Genomic DNA, 17,336 nt, shown 5'->3' on the forward strand with positions numbered 1-17,336 from the left:
CGCCGTCGTCACCACCGGTTGGGACGATGTCCTCAAGGAGGCGAAGGACGCCAAGATCCCGGTGATCCTCGAAGACCGCACGATCGACGCCGACCCGAGCCTCTACGCCAGCTGGATCGGCGACGACTTCAAGAAGGAGGGCGAGACCGCCGGCAGCTGGGCGGCGAGCACGCTCGGGACCTCCCCGACCAACATGGTCGTCCTGGAGGGAACCACTGGTTCCGCTCCCGCGATCGACCGGGCCAAGGGCTTCTCGTCGAGCATCGCCGGAACGTCGATCACCAAGCTCGACTCGCAGACCGGTAACTTCACCCGCGCCGACGGCAAGACCGTCATGGAAGGCTTCCTGCAGAAGTACGGCAAGAAGATCAACCTGCTGTTCGCTCAGAACGACGACATGGGTCTCGGCGCCCTCGATGCCATCAAGGCCGCTGGTCTGACGCCGGGAACGGACATCAAGATCGTCAGCATCGACGGCACGAAGGACGGGCTCACCGCTCTGGCGAACGGCCAGTTCAACTACGTCGTGGAGTGCAACCCGCTGCTCGGCGACCAGGTCGCCTCCGTGGTGAAGGATGTCATCGCCGGCAAGAAGGTCGACAAGGCCTACACCGCGAAGGACCTCGCGTTCGACCAGGCGGCGGCCAAGGAAGCCCTCCCCACCCGCAAGTACTGATCAGACGGAATAGGAGGCCACGGGGCGCGCGCAGGCTCGCCCCGTGGCCATCCCATCGAGGAAAGCAGGCTCACACGTGACCGACAATGTTGTCGAGATGCGCGACATCTCCATCTCGTTCCCCGGGGTGAAGGCGCTCGACCAGGTCGACTTCACCCTTCGGCCGGGTGAGATCCACTCTCTGCTCGGCGAGAACGGGGCGGGCAAGTCCACGCTGATCAAAGCGCTGACCGGCGTCTACCCGATCGACAGCGGCCGGATCGCGGTCGGAGGCGAGCCGCGCACCTTCGCCGGCACCGCCGACGCGCAGGACGCCGGCATCGCCACCGTCTACCAAGAGGTGAATCTCTGCACCAATCTCTCGGTGGGCGAGAACGTCATGCTCGGCAACGAGAAGCGCGGGCCCTTCGGGGTGGATTGGCGGACCACTCACAAAGAGGCGTCCCGGTTCCTCGGCGAGCTCGGCCTCGACATCGATCCGCGGTCGCCGCTGTCGTCTCACTCCCTGGCGGTGCAGCAACTGGTCGCCATCAGCAGGGCCGTGGTGGTGGACTGCAAGGTCCTGGTGCTCGACGAGCCGACGTCCAGCCTCGACCGCTTCGAGGTCGAACAGCTCTTCGCCGTGATGCGGGCACTGCGCGACCGCGGCGTCGCCATCCTCTTCGTCTCCCACTTCCTCGACCAGATCTACGAGATCTCGGACCGTCTCACCGTGCTGCGCAACGGTCGCCTCATCGGCGAGCACGCCATCGAGGAGATCAGCCGCACGGAGCTCATCGCGGCGATGCTCGGCCGGGAACTGGCCGAGTTCGAGTCCATCGGCCGGTCGGCCGACCGTCAGGTCGATCGCGCAGGCGCGCCGGTTCTGAGCGCAGCACTCGTGGGTCGCAAGGGATCGGTCGAGCCGTTCGACCTCGAGGTCTACGACGGCGAGGTGGTCGGCATCGCCGGCCTGCTCGGCTCCGGGCGCACGGAGCTGGCCCGGCTCATCTACGGCGCGGATCGCGCCGATCAGGGACGCGTCTCGGTCAGAGGATCCACGGCACGGCTGACGAGCCCACGCCACGCCGTCGAGCAGCGCATCGCCTTCTCGTCCGAGGATCGCCGGGAGGAGGGCATCATCGCAGACCTGACGGTGGCCGAGAACCTGGTGCTCGGCGTGCAGGCGAAGCGCGGCTGGCTCCGCCGGGTCACCAAGGCGGAGCAGGCGCGGATCGTCGGGCAGTACATGGAGTCCCTCGGCATCCGGCCGGCCAATCCCAACGCGCTGATCCGCAACCTCTCGGGCGGCAACCAGCAGAAGGTCCTTCTCGCCCGGTGGCTCGCAACGGACCCGCAACTGCTCATCCTCGACGAGCCGACCCGCGGCATCGACATCGGAGCCAAGGCGGAGATCCAGCGGCTGATCGTCGAACTCGCGTCGGGCGGCCTCGCCCTCATCTTCATCTCCTCCGAGCTGGATGAAGTGGTGCGGCTCTCGCAACGGGTGGTAGTCATGAGGGATCGCCGCAAGATCGCGGAACTCGACAATGAAAGTCACGTCGATGTCGATGACATCGTCGCGCTGATCGCCAAGGAGGGCGCAGCATGAGCACGATCTTCAGGCATCGGCTGGTGTGGCCGATCGGCGCACTGCTGGCGCTCATCGTCCTGAACACCATTTCACGGCCCAGCTTCCTCAGCATCACCGTCAAAGACGGCGAGCTGTACGGGTCGCTCATCGACATCCTGCGCAACAGCGCGCCGCTGATGCTGATCGCCCTCGGGATGACCCTGGTCATCGCGACGCGGGGCATCGACCTGTCGGTCGGTGCGCAGATGGCGATCTCCGGCGCCGTGGCCCTGACGATCATCTCCGGGTCCGGGTCGCCGGGCAGCCTGGGGACGGTGAGCACGGCCATCCTCACGGCCGTCGTGATCAGTCTGCTGTTCGGGCTCTGGAACGGCTTCCTGGTGGCGGTGCTCGGCATCCAGCCGATCATCGCGACACTGGTGCTGATGCTGGCGGGGCGTGGGATCGCCCTCCTGATCACCGGTGGCTTCATCACGACGATCACGAGCGCGCCGTACGCGTACATCTCTCAGGGGTATGTCTTCGGGCTGCCCTTCGCCTTCATCGTCTCGATCGGCGCGATCATCGTCATCAGCCTGCTCGTGCGCCGGACAGCACTCGGCGTGCTGACCGAGTCGGTCGGCATCAACCCGTCGGCCAGCCGCCTCGCCGGGGTGCGTTCTCGCGGCATCGTGTGGAGCCTCTACGGCCTGAGCGGCTTGCTGGCCGGAATCGCGGGCATCCTCTACAGCTCCAACATCATGGCGGCGGACGCCAACAACGCCGGCCTGAACATCGAGCTGGACGCCATCCTCGCGGTGGTGCTCGGCGGCACTTCGCTGGCGGGCGGCAAGTTCACGCTCGCGGGCACCGTCATCGGCGTCTTCATCCTGCAGACCCTGACCTCGACCATCACCTTCCTCGGCGTTCCGCCGGCGGTGACACCGGTCTTCAAGGCGGCCGTCGTGATCATCGTGTGCTTGTCGCAGTCGCGGCGGGTGCGCGCGTGGCTCGGACGACTGCGACCACCGCAGCCGCGCATCGCAGCGCGCACGGCGGAAACCGAAAGGAGCGCGGCATGAGCGCGACCCCGATCCTCGAACCCACCCGGAGCGTCCGAATCGCGCCGTCCTGGCGGCACCGGCTGAGGAACAAGGCGTCGTGGGCGCCGGTCCTCGCCGCGGTGACCATCCTCCTCCTGATGCTCGCCGCCGGTCAGGGGTATTTCGGGGTGTTCGTCACCCCGCGCATCCTGTCGTCGCTCTTCGTCGACAATGCCTATCTGATCGTGCTGGCCGCCGGAATGACCTTCGTGATCCTGAGCGGCGGGATCGACCTCTCGGTCGGTGCCGTGATGGCCTTCACGGGCATCCTGGGCGCCAAGCTGCTCGCGGCGGGCATCCCGACGCCGCTGGTGATCCCGTTGATGATCGCCGCCGGAGCGCTGTTCGGTCTGACCATCGGTGTGATGGTGCACTACTTCGATGTGCAGCCGTTCATCGCGTCCCTCGCCGCGATGTTCCTGGCGCGGGGCCTGTGCTTCGTGGTCAGCCTCGAGGCGATCCAGGTCAAAGAGCCGGCGGTGCTGTGGCTGCAATCGACCAAGCTGGGTTCCGGAGGCTGGTACATCACGCCGACGGTGATCATCGCCCTGCTCGTCGTCGCGGTGGCGATCTGGGTCCTGGGCTACACGCGCTTCGGGCGCACGGTCTACGCCGTCGGCGGCAACCAGCAGTCCGCACTGCTGATGGGCCTGCCGGTCGCGCGCACCCGAGTCCTCGTCTACGTCATCAGTGGGACCTGCGCCGGCGTCGCCGGCCTGCTGTTCACCTCCTACACGGCCGCGGGCTACAGCCTGAACGGAATCGGCACCGAGCTCGACACCATCGCCGCCGTGGTCATCGGAGGCACCCTGCTGACCGGCGGGAGCGGCTACGTGATCGGCTCGCTGGTCGGCGTGCTCGTCTACGGCGTGATCAAGGTGTCCATCACCTTCCTCGGCGCCGACGCCTCCTGGACCCGGATCACCATCGGCATCCTGCTGCTGGCGTTCGTGGTCGTGCAGCGGCTCATCGTCGCCCGGACCAGCAGAAAGTAAGCGCTGCAGGACGGGCGTAGCCGCCGATAGTAGTGTGTACTCCGTCACCCAGGCGGACAAGGAGCGCGAGGCGACGATGCATGTCGACCCTGTCGTCGAGGTCAGCGGTGCGTCCGTGCGGTATGCGGGAGACGCGGCGCTCTCCAACGTCGACTTCCGGATGTTCCCGGGCGAAGTCCACTCCCTCATGGGCGAGAACGGGGCAGGCAAGTCGACGCTGATCCGCGCGATCACCGGCGTCATCCCCCTCGACTCGGGCACGGTGCGGCTCGACGGGGTGGTCCGCACGTTCGCGAACCCGCGGCAGGCCCAGAAGGCGGGCATCCGCACGGTCTACCAGGAGGTGGACCTGCTGACCAACCTGACCGTCGCTGAGAACGTCATGCTCGGCCGGGAGCCGCGCCGCCGGGGCGGGATCGACTGGGCCCGCATGCGCTCCGAAGCACAGCGCGCCCTCGTCGGCCTCGGGCTGGACATCGACCCGGCCAGCCCGCTCGGCTCGTACTCACTGGCGGTGCAGCAGCTGGTCGCGATCGCCCGCGCCGTCTCCGCCGACCTCAAGGTGCTGGTGCTCGACGAGCCGACGTCGAGCCTCGACCAGGACGAGGTGACGGAACTCTTCCGCGTCATCCGGGAGCTGCGCTCGCGCGGCATCGCCATCCTCTTCGTCTCGCACTTCCTCGAACAGGTCTACGAGATCTGCGACCGGGTCACGGTGCTCCGCAACGGCGAGCTGGTCGGCGAATACCTGACGACCGAGCTGCTGCGGATCGATCTGGTGCACAAGATGCTCGGCAGGGAGGGCGCGGAGCTCGAGCGCGTCGACGCCCGGCCCGACACCCCGTCCAGCGTCGAGGCGTCCGCCCCGGTGCTGTCCGCGACCGGGATCGAGCGGCGCGGGATGCTGAAACCCGCGACCGTCGACCTGTATGAAAGAGAAGTGGTCGGACTCGCGGGGTTGCTCGGATCCGGCCGCACGGAACTCGCGCGGCTCCTGGCCGGGATCGACGGCATCGAAGCAGGATCCATCGTCGTCGACGGAGCGCCGCGGCGGCTGTCGGGCCCGCGCGACGGCCTGCGCGCGGGCATCGCGTACTCCTCCGAGAACCGGAAGCTCGAGGGGATCATCGGCGAGCTGACCGTCCGGGAGAACATCACGCTCGCACTGCAGGCCGAGAAGGGGTGGGTCCGCCGCATCCCGCGCGCACGTCAGGACGAACTGACGGCGAGCTGGATCGAGGCCCTGGACATCCGGCCCGCCGACCCGGAACGGCCGGCCGGCGCACTCTCCGGTGGCAACCAGCAGAAGGTCATGCTTGCGCGGCTGCTCGCCCTGTCGCCGCGCATCCTCGCTCTCGACGAGCCCACCCGCGGCATCGATGTCGGTGCGAAGGTCGAGATCCAGCGACTCGTCAGCGAACTGGCAGAATCGGGTATGACCATCCTGTTCATCTCGGCGGAGCTCGAGGAGGTCCTGCGGGTGGGCGACCGCATCGTCGTTCTGAGGGACCGGGAGGTGATCGCCACGCTGGATGCGGACGACGTGAGTTTCGAATCCCTCCTGGCGATGGTCGCCAGTGCAGACTCGGAGGAGCCTGAGGCAGCCGAGCCGAAAGGCGCCGAGGCCGGGACGACCGAGCCGGCACGTACCGCGGGCCGTGCTGGGATCAGGCGGACCGAGAGGTGAGCGCAGAGGACAGACCGGCGAAGGTGGCGAACATCTTCGATGTGGCACGCCTGGCGGGCGTGTCGCATCAGACGGTGTCGCGGGTGCTCAACGATGTTCCCGGAGTGCGGCCTGCCACCCGCCAGCGCGTCGAGCAGGCGATCAAGAAGCTCCGGTACACCCCGTCGCCGGCCGCGCGTGCGCTTGTCACCCGGCGCACCCGGATGATCGGACTGATCACCCCGGCGAGCGCCGACTTCGGCCCCTCCTCCATCGCCATCCACTTCAGCGAGGCGGCGCGCGAGGCCCGCTACAGCGTCATCAGCGTCGCCTCGGTCTCCGGCGACGTCAGCTCGATCCGGGGCGTGGTCGAGTCGCTGCTGCGGGAGCGCGTCGAGGCAGTCGTGTTGATCGCCGAGGACGTCGCCCAGCTGGATGTCGTCCGCGCCCTCGAAGCCGGCGTCCCGATCATCGCGGTCGCGGCCGGCCAGCATCGAGGCCCGCTCACCGTATCGATCGACCAATACCGCGGTGCTCGCGAGGCGGTGCGCCACCTGGTGGAGCTCGGCCACCGCAGCATCGCGAGCCTGGCCGGCCCCGAGGTCTCGCCCGACGCCATCGAACGTGTGCGCGGATGGCGCGACGAACTGTCCGAGGCGCGGCTGGTGGCGACCGAGCTCAGCCACGGCGACTGGTCGGCCGAGAGCGGCTTCCGGTTCGGCTCGCAGCTGGCAGTGGGGTCGGCCACTGCGGTGTTCGTCGCGAACGACCAAATGGCGATCGGCGTCATGGCGGCGCTGCGCGGCCGCGGGCTGCGTATCCCCGAAGACATCAGCGTCGTCGGCTTCGACGACGTGCCGGAGGCGGCCTACTTCGTGCCGCCGCTCACGACCGTCCGCCAGGATTTCGGCTCCCTGGGCGCGCTCACCATGCAGCAGGTCCTGATCGCGCTCGAAGAGCCGGAGACCGCCGCCGAGTCCATCCCGATCCCCACCCGCCTGGTGGTGCGCCAATCGACCGCGCCTCCCGCGTCGTAGGACTCGGAACGAGGTGCGGCGAGGCACGCCTCCCTGGCCGCCCATCGTCCGGGTGATCGCAGGCGCCCGCGGACTAGAGTGAGTGCCGTTCGGCGAGTGCCTTCTCCCGTACGAGCTCGGTACCAGGTGAGGAGTGAACGATGACCGACGGAATCGACCCGAACGTCCCGCCCAGCGGCACCGGCTGCCTCGAATGCGACCGCGACGGCGGCTGGTGGGTGCACCTGCGACGCTGCGCGGCGTGCGGCCACGTCGGTTGCTGCGACGACTCCCTGGGACGGCACGGACGCGCCCACGCCGAGGCGACCGGCCACCGCTTCATTCAGAGCTTCGAGCCCGGCGAGGACTGGTTCTGGGACTTCGGCACCGACCAGTACGTGGACGGCCCGGAACTCGCGGCACCGGCCAGCCATCCCGAGCACCAGAGCGTCCCGGGTCCGGCGAACCGCCTTCCCGGCGACTGGCAAGCCGTCCTCGCGAAGCGCGTGGGCGCCGAGACCGTGGACTGACGCGGCCACGTTTCCGGCACGCACAGGAGAGCGCATGATCCCCTACCTCGACAAATCCTCGCCCGACGCGTGGCAGGCCGCACGGGAGTGGTCGGCCGCGGTCGCGGAGGCCGCACTCCAGGGCGGGCTGACCGCCCAGGAGACCGAACTCCTCAAGGTGCGCGCATCGCAGGTGAACGCGTGCGCCTATTGCCTCGATCTGCACTCGCGCGAGGCCCGGCAGGCCGGCGTCCCCCAACAGAAGCTCGACATGCTTCCGGCCTGGCGCGACGCGGAGTTGTACGACGAGCGCGAGCAGGCCGTGCTGGCCATCGCCGAGGCGGCAACCCGACTGCCGTTGACGGAGGACGCGCGAGCGGACCTGGCCGGGGCGCGCTCGGTGCTCGGTGAGGCGACGTACGTCGCGGCCGAGTGGGTCGCGGTGGCCATCAACGCCTTCAACCGCATCTCCATCCTGAGCGCGCACCGGGTGAATGTCCGCGACGGGGAGGGACGGCTCGTCCGGTGATGCTGATGAGCGAGATCCCCGCCGCGATCCAGCACATGTGTCCGTCTCAGTCCACCGGCTGGGGACTGCCGTTGCGCAGGTGCTCGTACACGACCGAGGTCCGGACATCCGCGATCTCACGCCGCTGGGTCAGCCGGTCGATGACGAAGGCGTAGAGACTCTCGTTGTCGGCGACCGCCACGTGGATGATGAAGTCCTCGTTCCCGCTCGTCACGAACACGCCGATCGTCTCGGGCAGGGAGGCGACCCAGTCACGGAAGCCCTCGATGACCGGGCGGGAGGGCGGTCGAACCCGCACGGCGATGAGCGCCTGCACTGGCCGGCCGATCGCGGAGAGGTCGACGTCGAGGCTCGCGCCCCGGATGATGCCGCGCCGGCGCAGCGCTCTCGTGCGCTCCAGCGCAGTGCTCGGCGAGACGCCGACGGCCGCAGCGACCTCGCGGTTGCTGCGCCGCGCATCCGACTGGAGTTCGCGCAGAATCGCCCGATCAAGTTCGTCCATGCCGGCCAGAATAGCGCCATTGCCGAACTTCGTGCGGACTCTCAGCAGGATCTCCGCATCCCGGCTAGGTTCTGAGGGTTCAGACCGAACGAAAGGAGACTCCATGACCGCAGCCGTCGGCTTCCAGGCCCATGAGGTGGACACCGCCGCCCCGACCCGCTCGGCCCGGCTCAAATGGGTGGTCGTCGTCGACGCATCGCTGCCGGCGGGGATCGCCGCCAACGCGGCGATCTGCACGGCGGCCTCCACCGCAGCGAACGTGGGCGCCCTGCTCGGCCCCGACGCGATCGACGCGGATGGCAGCACGCATCCCGGACTGCCGTGGGCCGGATGCTCGGTGCTGCGCGCGACGCCGGAGCAGCTGGCCGTCATCCGCGAGAAGGCCGCGACGGCCGACGACGTGTTCGTCGCCGACATGCCCGCCGCCGCTCAGCTGACCAGGGTCTACGACGAGTACCTCGGCAGCGTGGCGGCGACCTCCGGTGGCGCACTCCCCTACTACGCGGTCAGCGTGGTCGGCCCCCGTAACCGTGTCGACAGGATCGTGGGGCGGCTGGCTCTGCTCTGAGGTCGATCTGCGGGAAGCGCAACGGCGGCTCGATCCGTTCAACCCGCCACAGCGGGCCTGTGACCCTGACGGGTGCAAGCCTGGGTGTCCATGGCGTCTGCGTGGTCGTAGCCGCCGAGCTTCTCGACCGCATAGTCGAGCAGGGCCGCGGCGCGCGGCGTGAGGGTCATCTCCTCGGGCCAGATTCCCACGACGTGGGCGAGAGTCACGGGCGGGTCGAGGGGACGGACGGCGATCGGCCGCCCCTCGATGCTCACGGGGAGCGTGTTGGGCCGGGACATGAGCAGGCCGTAACCCACACCGCGGCCCACCAGCGCCTCGACGAGGATGATCTGAGTGACCCGCGCCTGAATCGTGAGCTCCACCCCACGGGCCGCGAATGCCTCCGTGATGTTGATGGTGCCGGGACTCGCGTCGTACTGGATGAGCGGCTCACCGGCGAGATCGGCAAGGTCCACCGTGTCGCCCGCTGCGAGAGGATGGGCCGGATGCAGGTGGGCCTCCAGCGCGGTCGGATAGATCTTGCGGCGACGGTATCCGGTGGGCAGGGACACGTCGTACGTGAAGGCTACGTCGAGGTACCCCGCCTGGAGCGCTGAGAACAACTCCTCGTTGGTGCCCACCGTGACCTCGAGATGCACCCCCGGATGCCTGCGCGGGAAACCTTCGAGAAGCTCGGGCACCACGCTCGTCGCGAAGCTCGCGTAGCAGCCGAGCTTCACGGGGCCGCGCAACTCGCCCCGGCGGGCGCCGAGGACGAGCTCCCGAGTGTCCGCGAGGATCCGGCGGGCCTGCGCGGCGAACTCCTGGCCCGCGGGGGTCAGGGTGAGGCCTCGCGCCTTGCGGCGCACGCACAGCTGCTCCCCCACGGTCTTCTCGAGCCCCGTGACGGCCTGCGACAGCGCCGACTCCGAGATGTGCAGATGGGCCGCCGCCGCGCTCAGCGTCGTGAAGTTCGGCAGGGCGGCGAACAGCTCGAGCTGCCTCAAGCTCACATCGGCCATGGCGACCTCTTCTCGAAGGGTTACATAAGTACAACAGAACAACATCCGCGGATTTCTGCGTTTTACACGGAGATCCACGACTCCCAATATAGAGAAACAGTTCTCTCGCACCCGTCTTGATCGGGGACAAACAATGACGTTAGGGACACGATGACCACCTCCACTGCCGCTGGCAATCGCGCGACCCAGAGCCGGGTCGCCATTGCGACGATCATCGGCACCACCATCGAGTGGTACGACTTCTTCATTTTCGCGACAGGCGCGGGACTCGTCTTCGCTCAGCTCTTCTTCGCCCCGGCCGGTACGGACATCGGGCTCCTGCTGTCCCTCGCCACTGTCGGCATCTCGTTCCTCTTCCGTCCGCTCGGAGCATTCCTTGCGGGGCACTTCGGCGATGTGATCGGTCGGCGCACGGTGCTCGTCATCACGCTCGTCCTCATGGGAACGGCGACGACACTCATCGGCGTCCTGCCGACGTTCACCCAGATCGGCATCGCAGCGCCGATCCTCCTGCTCCTGCTCCGCATCCTCCAAGGCGTCTCCGCCGGCGGCGAATGGGGCGGAGCGGTTCTCATGGTCGTCGAGCATGCCCCTGCGGACCGCCGCGGCCGCGCCGGCGCCTTTCCACAGCTCGGCGTCCCGCTCGGCTTCCTCCTCGCCTCAGGTGTCACGGCCCTCATGACCGGCGTCTTCTCCCCCGGCACGGCCTACCTGGAGTGGGGCTGGCGCGTGCCGTTCCTGCTCAGCATCGTGCTCATCGTCGTCGGCTTCCTGGTCCGCCGGTCCGTTGAGGAAAGCCCCGTGTTCAAGGAGATCGCCGAGCGCGGCAATCAGATCAAGGTCCCGATCCTTGTCCTCTTCCGGCGGCACTGGCATCTCGTGATCCTCGCCGCGCTCGTGTTCGTGGGCAACAACACTGCGGGCTACATGACGACCGGCGGCTTCCTCAACAGCTACGCCACCGGCAGGCTGAAGATCGACACGACGGCGGTGCTCGTCGCAGCCGCGGTCGCCTCGATGGTCTGGTTCGTGTCGACGCTGATCTCCGGTCGCCTCGCCGACTCGATCGGCCGGCGGAACACCATCCTCATCGGCTTCGCCTTGCAGGCCCTGATCGTCTTCCCGATCTTCTGGCTCGTCGACACCGGCACGCTTCCCGGGCTCTACACCGCGCTGATCCTGATCTCGATCGGCCTCGGCCTCACGTACGGCCCATTGGCCGCGTGGTACGCGGAGATCTTCCCGGCGTCCGTGCGCTTCTCCGGCGTATCCATCGCCTACGCGATCGGGGCGGTCCTCGGTGGGGCGTTCGCGCCGACGATCGCCCAGGCTCTGCTGGAGGGCACCGGCACCACAGTCGCGATCTCGGGATATCTCCTCGTAGCCACCCTCCTCGGAGCCGGGGCGGCGCTGTGCCTGCGCGACCGTCGCGGCATCCCGCTCGGGCCGGACCACGAGGCCGAGCAGGCGAGCGGGGCCACGGTGTTCGTCCCGAACGGGGCCCAGATGGAGTTGGCGGAGAAGCGGTAGGGACCCGCTTGAGGCAAGCCACATTCGAGTGTCACGCAATTCGGTCGAGGAGAACTTATGGCAGATCACACCACGAGAGTCGCGGTCATCGGCGGCGGGATGGGCGGGCTCACCGCCGCAATCGCGCTGACGAGGATCGCCGGCGTCCAGGTCACGGTATTCGAGCAGGCGCGAAGGTTCGGCGATGTGGGCGCAGGCGTCACGGTCGCCCCGAATGCCCAGCGCATTCTCGACACGCTGGGTCTGCTCGATGAGATCAAGCGCGCAGGCGCACGCATGGAAGGGCCCGGCGTGTACCTGGACGCCAGAGGCGCGCTGATCGCCGAAGCAGCGTGGGAGGACTCAGCCCGGCGGTACCAGAATGTGGGAATGTACAGACCCGATCTGGTCGAGGTTCTGACTCGAGCGGTCCCCGCTGACTCGGTTCGCCTGGGACATCGTTTGACGTCGATTCACCAGTCGGCCTCAAGCGTCCGCCTGGAATTCGACAACGGCGTGACCGGTGAATTCGACGCCGTGGTGGGTGCGGATGGCGTCCACTCGGTGGTGCGGGACTCGATCATGACAGTCCCGGATCCCGTCTATTCCGGATCGATCGCCTACCGCGGAGTGCTTGACGCGACTCGCCTCCCCGACGACTGGCCGATGAAGAGCCAGGTCTGGATGGGCGAGGGAAAGCACTTCATGTGCTACCCGCTGCAGAAGCGGAAGTTGTTCAACTATGTGGGGTTCGTACCCAGCGACAAGCCCCTCGAGGAATCGTGGTCATCCGCCGGGGATGTCAACGAACTCGCCGCGGAGTTCGGGGGCGATGGATGGGACCCGAAACTCCGTGAGTTCATCGGACTCATCGACAAGACCTTCTGGTGGGGGCTGTACGACCGCGAGCCTCTGAGCAACTGGTCGCGTGGTCGGATCACCTTGCTCGGCGACGCAGCACACACGATGCTGCCCCACGCAGGCCAGGGCGTGAACCAGGCCATCGAAGACAGCATCGCCCTCGCCTTCTTCCTCCGGGAAGGCGATGGCTCCGACGGCATCGCCGAAGCCTTCAAACGCTATACGTCGGTTCGGATGCAACGAACGGCGATTCTGCAGAACAGCTCCCGCAGAAGCGGTTCGCAGTTCGACTCGCAGAACGAGTTCGAGGACACCCGGAAACGCGACGCGGAATTGCGGGCCGGGCGCGACTTCCGCCGGGGCGTGGTCTTCGACTACGACGCCGTGGCTGCCGCCGAGAAGACACTCAAGCGACTCAGAAGGGTCCCGTCCGCATGACATCCATCAGCATCATCGGCACCGGCAAAATGGGCTCGGCTCTGGCCGACGTGGCCGCCCGGGCCGGAGCGAACATCCAGATCATCAGACGCAGGGCCGGCGTCGGCTCGTCGCCCGAGCGCGCTGACGTGGAATACGGGGTCATGGGCGACGAGCTCACCGGCGAGCTCGTGGTCCTCGCGGTTCCCTACGAAGCGGTCGCGGACGTACTCGCCCGGTATCGGAGTCGACTCAGGGGAAAGGTCGTCATCGATATCAGCAACCCGATCGACTTCACCACCTACGATGAACTGCTCGTCCCGGCCGACTCCTCTGCCGCTGCCGAAATCGCGCACGAGATTCCGGGTGCAGCGGTAGTGAAGGCGTTCAACGTGAATTTCGGCGACACGCTGGCCACCGGCACCAATGGCACCACGCCCACGACGGTTCTTCTCGCGGGTGACGATGCGGAGGCGAAGATCGCCGTCGTCGCCCTGATCGAGGCAGCAGGGCTCCGTGCTGTTGACGCTGGGCCCCTTTCGCGTGCGCGGGAGCTCGAGGCGTTGGGCTTTCTGCAGATCGTGTTGGCGGCGATCGCCAAGACGCACTACGAGTCCGGATTCACGCTGCTCCCGTGAGCGGGTCGCCGACAACCGGAGGGGCGGAGTCCCGAAACTCCGCCCCTCCGGGAATCACGGCGTCGCCAGCGTGGTGATCTGCGCGCTCGTCAGCGTGCGGTTGTAGAGGTGGACATCGTCGATGGATCCGTTGACGAAGTCCACCGGGGACAGCGCCCACTCTCCGGCCCCGATCACCGTCGTGCCGAGTACTCCCGTCCACGGAGTGCTGTACGCGGCCGTCCCCTGCAGCGTCCCGTTGACGTAGAGGGAGATGGTTCCCGAAGAGCTGTCCCACATCCCCACCAGGTGATACCAGGTACCCGCGCTCGCGGCCGACGTCGCCGTCACGGAGGTCACTGTCGAGCTCGTGGAGTCCGAGCTCCGCACCGCGAAAGCGAACTTGCCGCCCGTCAGCTGCAGATAGAACGGGGCTGATGGTGGACCCGAACTGGCTGATGATCGTCTGGTTGCCACCGCTCGTGGTGTTCAGCTTCACCCACGCTGCCACCGCGTAGCTCTTGCGGGTGTCGATGGCCGCGCCCGGCGTCTCGGCGAAGGAGCCCGCCTGCCCGGTCTGCGAGAGAGCACCCGTCCCGATGCGGCCGGCAGCCCAACCCGCGTTGCCCTCGAGCGACGCGTTCGGCATGTTGCCGCTCGCATCGGTCGTGGTGCTGCCGGAGCCTTCGTCGAACGCGTAATAGGCGGTAGCCCCGGTGCCGATGGCGAAGGCCTCCCGGTCGGTGACGGCGCGCGGGATCAGCTGCACGTCGTCGATGGCGCCGTTGACGAAGTCGACATTGCCGCCGTTCCACTTGGCGCGCCCGATCGTGGTGTGCCCGGTGGCCTTCCAGCCGGAGGTGTACGCCGTCGTTCCCTGGAGCACGCCGTTCACGTACAGCTTGATCGTCCCCGCGGTCGCATCGTAGACACCGACCAGCTGGTACCACGTCCCGGCGACGGCGGCCGGTCCGACCACCTGGGTGGCGGTCGAGGCCGTCGAGTCGGAACTCCGCTCGGTCAGGGTCAGCTTGCCCCCGGAGAGTTGCAGATAGAACGGGCTGATGGTGGTTCCGTCGATGCTCGCGAAGGTCTGGTTCCCGGAGACGGTGGAGGGCTGCACCCAGGCGGAGACCGTGTAGCTGGCGCTTGTGTCGATCGCCGCCGTCGGGATGTCGACCCAGCTGTTGGTCGCGCCGGTGAGAGAGAGCGCTCCGCTGCCCAGCTGTCCTGTGGTCCAGCCCGCGCCGGCCTGCAGGGTCCCGTTGTTCAGGTGCCCGGTGGAGTCGGATGCTGCGGTGCCGCTTCCTTCGTCGAATCGCCAGTGGCCACCGGAGGAGGCGGACAGCGCAGTGACCGCCGCGCCGTTGTAGGCGCCGATGTTCGGGGCGGCTGTCGAGGACACCGCGTTTCCGAAGTAGTCCTTGCCGCCGTTGCTGGAGATCACGGCACCGGCGCCGAGTGCGGGCGATCCGCTGAGGAGCTGGTAGACCGATGCCGAGCTGCGGCCCGAGCCGGCGGCACCGGGATCGACCAGCTTCGGGTCGGACGTGATCTTGGAACTGTCCGCAGGCTCCGTCGACGGGTGGACTCCGTACATGAGGTTGTGCGACCACGAGACGTTCCCGGCGTTGTACCCGCCCTGACCGAGGTGGTAGATCAGGTTGTTGGTGAAGCTGACCGACGCGCTGCTCGCCGGCGTCCCGCTGGCGACGTAGCCGTTGTCGTTCGGCCCCATGTAGACCGTGTTGTTGTAGAACTGCGCGGACGCTCCCGCCTCGACGCCGTTGAGTGTCGAGAAGACCGCGTTGGTCGATCCATCGTTCTGGCTGATGTTGTCGCGGATGACCGAGGTGCCCAGTGACCCGAAGGTGGTGCTGCAGCAGAACTCCATGAACCCGTACGGGTTGTCGTGCGTGTAGTTGTACTGCAGAGTCACGTTGGTGTTGTCGTGCTCGATGTCGAACGCTTCGCCGTCCCACAGCGCACGCCACTGACGTGCGATCTCGTTGTTCTGCCAGACGCCGCCGTTGTTCAGCGCCATCCAGTAGCCGGCGCCCGAGTACCGGTAGCCGCTGTCGGTGGTGACGTTGTTCTGGACGGTCGGAGCGTTGCAGTAGACGCAGACGACGTCGTTGCCGCCGGCGTTCGTGATCGTGTTGTTCTGGATCACCACGTTCGCGGTCACGATGCTGTGGTTCGTTCCCGCGACCGACCCGATGTAGATGCCGCCTGCGTCGACCTTCGTCAGCGTGTTGCCGTCGATGTCGACGTCGTTCCAGCCGTTGGTCGTGTACGAGTCGCTCAGGTTGAAGCCGATGCCGGAGTCGTTGCTCGGCTGACCGGTCGATTTGTCCCAGTACCCGAGGACGTCGTGGATGTTGTTGTTCAGGATGTGGATGCCGTTCAGGATCCCGCTGGTGTCGTTCTCCGCGAGGATGCCCGCGCGCACGGCCGCCGAGGTCGTCGTGTTGGTGATCTCGAGGTTCTGGATGGTGACGTACTGCTCGTTGACCAGGGCGATCGCGGCAGCGGCACCGCCTCCGGCGATGATCGGAGCGGCTCCGCTTCCGTAGCTGGAGACGACGATGGGGTTGCCACTCGCTCCCGATCCCAGCAACTGAAGCTCGCCCGACCAGGAACCGCCTTTCGCGAACAGGAGCTGGTTTCCGGCAGCGAACGTCGTCGCGTTCACCTTCGCGAGGCTCTGCCACGGCGTGGTCGTGCTGCAGCCGTCGTTGGAGTCGCTTCCTGTCGCTGACGAGACGTAGTACGTGGTGCAGCCCGCTGCGGACGCCGAGGTGGTACCCACCAGCGCGGCGCTGAACCCCAGCAGGACGGCGATCACTCCCCCGAGGAGCGAGCGTGTACGTTTTGGCATCCTGATCCTTTCGTCGACTTTGACGTCATGTGTATCGATACAGCTCAACGGGCGGACCCCACCAAGGGATTGTGTTTGTATCGATACACGAATGATTTACTATGCGGGTCCCGCTGTCAAGCGATCAGCGGGTGCATTGCCCGGTCACCAGGCAACCACCGGTCTCGATGATGCTGGTGCGTTGTGCGACGACCTGCGCGTGGGATGCGAGGCCGTCGATCAGCCGGCGATACTCGGTGGCGGCGTTCTGAGCATTGTCCGTCGCAGGCAGGGTGCCGTCCCCTACGAGTTGGGACTCGAGTTCGTAGGCGTACTCGCCGGTCACATAGTCCAGGTAGTTCGCTTCCGCGTACTTCATGGGCCCATACACGACCTGGCGCTGCGCGATGGCTCTCGCGCGGCGCTCGTTCTCCGCCTGGAAGGCGGCCAGAAACGAGTGGTAGCTCGGGTCCGCGATGAGCTTGTACTTGGCCGCGAGCTGGAGCTCGACCGTCGTCGTAACCACGTCGGCGAGTGCCGTCCGGGTGAGGTAGCCGGCAGGAGTGACGCCGTCGACCGGTCGGTTCCAGAAGGCTTCGCCATCGCCCGCCGACGAGCCCGACGGGTACCGCGCCAAGGTGGCGGCGCGCTCCTTGTCCAGGAAGGTCTGGAACTCGCGCATCGGGATCGAGATCCCGTTCACCGTGGCGACCTGCTCGTCCGCCCCCAGCCGGGCAACGGTCGAGCTGGGCGCTGGAGCGGCCTGGGCGGACGACGGATGCGAGTGCAGGAACCCGAGGAGGCCGACCGCCAAGGCCGCGAGGAGAGCCACCACGATGAAGCCCGCGCTCACCGCCATCCACCGGCGACGCGCTGTGGTCTGAATGGTTGACACTGTGTCCTCTTTCCTCATCCAGTCTGCGCCCGATTCATGGACGGATTCACGGCGGAT

At 67.4% G+C, this 17,336-nt stretch carries 16 protein-coding genes; 12 read left to right on the forward strand and 4 right to left on the reverse strand.

Annotation, left to right across the window (positions count from 1 at the left end):
* From ACPYOG_RS06085 to ACPYOG_RS06120, 8 genes are all read left to right on the forward strand, one after another.
* Positions 1–676, forward strand: a 676-nt coding sequence (locus tag ACPYOG_RS06085) for a substrate-binding domain-containing protein (protein WP_481293351.1), incomplete at its 5' end; no start/stop codon positions are given.
* Between the two features lie 97 nt (positions 677–773).
* Positions 774–2,267 carry a sugar ABC transporter ATP-binding protein gene (locus tag ACPYOG_RS06090; RefSeq protein ID WP_481293390.1) on the forward strand — a complete coding sequence of 498 codons (1,494 nt, stop codon included), beginning with the start codon at positions 774–776 and terminating at the stop codon, positions 2,265–2,267.
* Positions 2,264–3,310 (forward strand): ABC transporter permease, encoded by a 1,047-nt coding sequence (locus ACPYOG_RS06095; RefSeq protein WP_090034737.1) that lies wholly within the window; start codon positions 2,264–2,266, stop codon positions 3,308–3,310. The genes ACPYOG_RS06090 and ACPYOG_RS06095 overlap by 4 nt, the downstream gene beginning before the upstream one ends.
* Entirely contained in the window at positions 3,307–4,326 is a 1,020-nt protein-coding gene (locus ACPYOG_RS06100; protein WP_481293352.1) for an ABC transporter permease subunit, read from the forward strand. The genes ACPYOG_RS06095 and ACPYOG_RS06100 overlap by 4 nt, the downstream gene beginning before the upstream one ends.
* Positions 4,327–4,402: 76 nt before the next feature.
* On the forward strand, positions 4,403–6,013 hold the full coding sequence (locus ACPYOG_RS06105) for a sugar ABC transporter ATP-binding protein (protein WP_481293391.1): 1,611 nt from the start codon (positions 4,403–4,405) through the stop codon (positions 6,011–6,013).
* Complete coding sequence (locus ACPYOG_RS06110) at positions 6,010–7,029, forward strand: LacI family DNA-binding transcriptional regulator (protein WP_481293353.1); 1,020 nt, start codon at positions 6,010–6,012, stop codon at positions 7,027–7,029. Before ACPYOG_RS06105 ends, ACPYOG_RS06110 begins: the two co-directional genes overlap by 4 nt.
* 140 nt (positions 7,030–7,169) lie before the next feature.
* Positions 7,170–7,538, forward strand: a complete 369-nt coding sequence (locus tag ACPYOG_RS06115; RefSeq protein ID WP_481293354.1) for a UBP-type zinc finger domain-containing protein — start codon at positions 7,170–7,172, stop codon at positions 7,536–7,538.
* Positions 7,539–7,572: 34 nt separating this feature from the next.
* Positions 7,573–8,046 carry a carboxymuconolactone decarboxylase family protein gene (locus tag ACPYOG_RS06120; protein WP_481293355.1) on the forward strand — a complete coding sequence of 158 codons (474 nt, stop codon included), beginning with the start codon at positions 7,573–7,575 and terminating at the stop codon, positions 8,044–8,046.
* Between the two features lie 46 nt (positions 8,047–8,092).
* On the opposite strand, the gene ACPYOG_RS06125 is transcribed toward ACPYOG_RS06120, so the two are convergent.
* Positions 8,093–8,548 carry an Lrp/AsnC family transcriptional regulator gene (locus tag ACPYOG_RS06125; protein WP_481293356.1) on the reverse strand — a complete coding sequence of 152 codons (456 nt, stop codon included), beginning with the start codon at positions 8,546–8,548 and terminating at the stop codon, positions 8,093–8,095.
* A 103-nt stretch (positions 8,549–8,651) separates the two neighbouring features.
* Here ACPYOG_RS06125 and ACPYOG_RS06130 point away from each other — a divergent pair, with 103 nt between their 5' ends.
* Entirely contained in the window at positions 8,652–9,116 is a 465-nt protein-coding gene (locus ACPYOG_RS06130) for a DUF2000 domain-containing protein (RefSeq protein WP_481293357.1), read from the forward strand.
* 38 nt (positions 9,117–9,154) lie between these two features.
* Here ACPYOG_RS06130 and ACPYOG_RS06135 read toward each other — a convergent pair whose 3' ends face one another.
* On the reverse strand, positions 9,155–10,120 hold the full coding sequence (locus tag ACPYOG_RS06135) for a LysR substrate-binding domain-containing protein (RefSeq protein WP_481293358.1): 966 nt from the start codon (positions 10,118–10,120) through the stop codon (positions 9,155–9,157).
* Between the two features lie 150 nt (positions 10,121–10,270).
* Between ACPYOG_RS06135 and ACPYOG_RS06140 the strand changes: the two genes are divergently transcribed.
* Genes ACPYOG_RS06140 through ACPYOG_RS06150 form a run of 3 tightly spaced genes read left to right on the forward strand, consistent with a single transcriptional unit; the run spans position 10,271 to position 13,545 of the window.
* A complete protein-coding gene (locus tag ACPYOG_RS06140) occupies positions 10,271–11,650 on the forward strand; it encodes an MFS transporter (RefSeq protein WP_481293359.1) in 1,380 nt (459 codons plus the stop codon).
* Between the two features lie 57 nt (positions 11,651–11,707).
* On the forward strand, positions 11,708–12,928 hold the full coding sequence (locus ACPYOG_RS06145; RefSeq protein WP_481293360.1) for an FAD-dependent monooxygenase: 1,221 nt from the start codon (positions 11,708–11,710) through the stop codon (positions 12,926–12,928).
* Entirely contained in the window at positions 12,925–13,545 is a 621-nt protein-coding gene (locus tag ACPYOG_RS06150) for an NADPH-dependent F420 reductase (protein WP_481293361.1), read from the forward strand. Before ACPYOG_RS06145 ends, ACPYOG_RS06150 begins: the two co-directional genes overlap by 4 nt.
* On the opposite strand, the gene ACPYOG_RS06155 is transcribed toward ACPYOG_RS06150, so the two are convergent.
* Together ACPYOG_RS06155 and ACPYOG_RS06160 are read right to left on the reverse strand one after the other, a co-directional pair.
* Positions 13,529–16,405, reverse strand: coding sequence for a LamG-like jellyroll fold domain-containing protein (locus tag ACPYOG_RS06155; protein ID WP_481293362.1), 2,877 nt, complete (start codon positions 16,403–16,405; stop codon positions 13,529–13,531). The two genes, ACPYOG_RS06150 and ACPYOG_RS06155, sit on opposite strands and share 17 nt — an antisense overlap.
* Before the next feature lie 124 nt (positions 16,406–16,529).
* The gene (locus ACPYOG_RS06160) at positions 16,530–17,279 is read right to left on the reverse strand and encodes a hypothetical protein (protein ID WP_481293363.1); all 750 of its coding nucleotides are present in this window, start codon (positions 17,277–17,279) and stop codon (positions 16,530–16,532) included.
* Positions 17,280–17,336: the final 57 nt, after the last annotated feature.

The sequence above is a fragment of the Leifsonia sp. HAY1-4F genome (assembly GCF_056755275.1).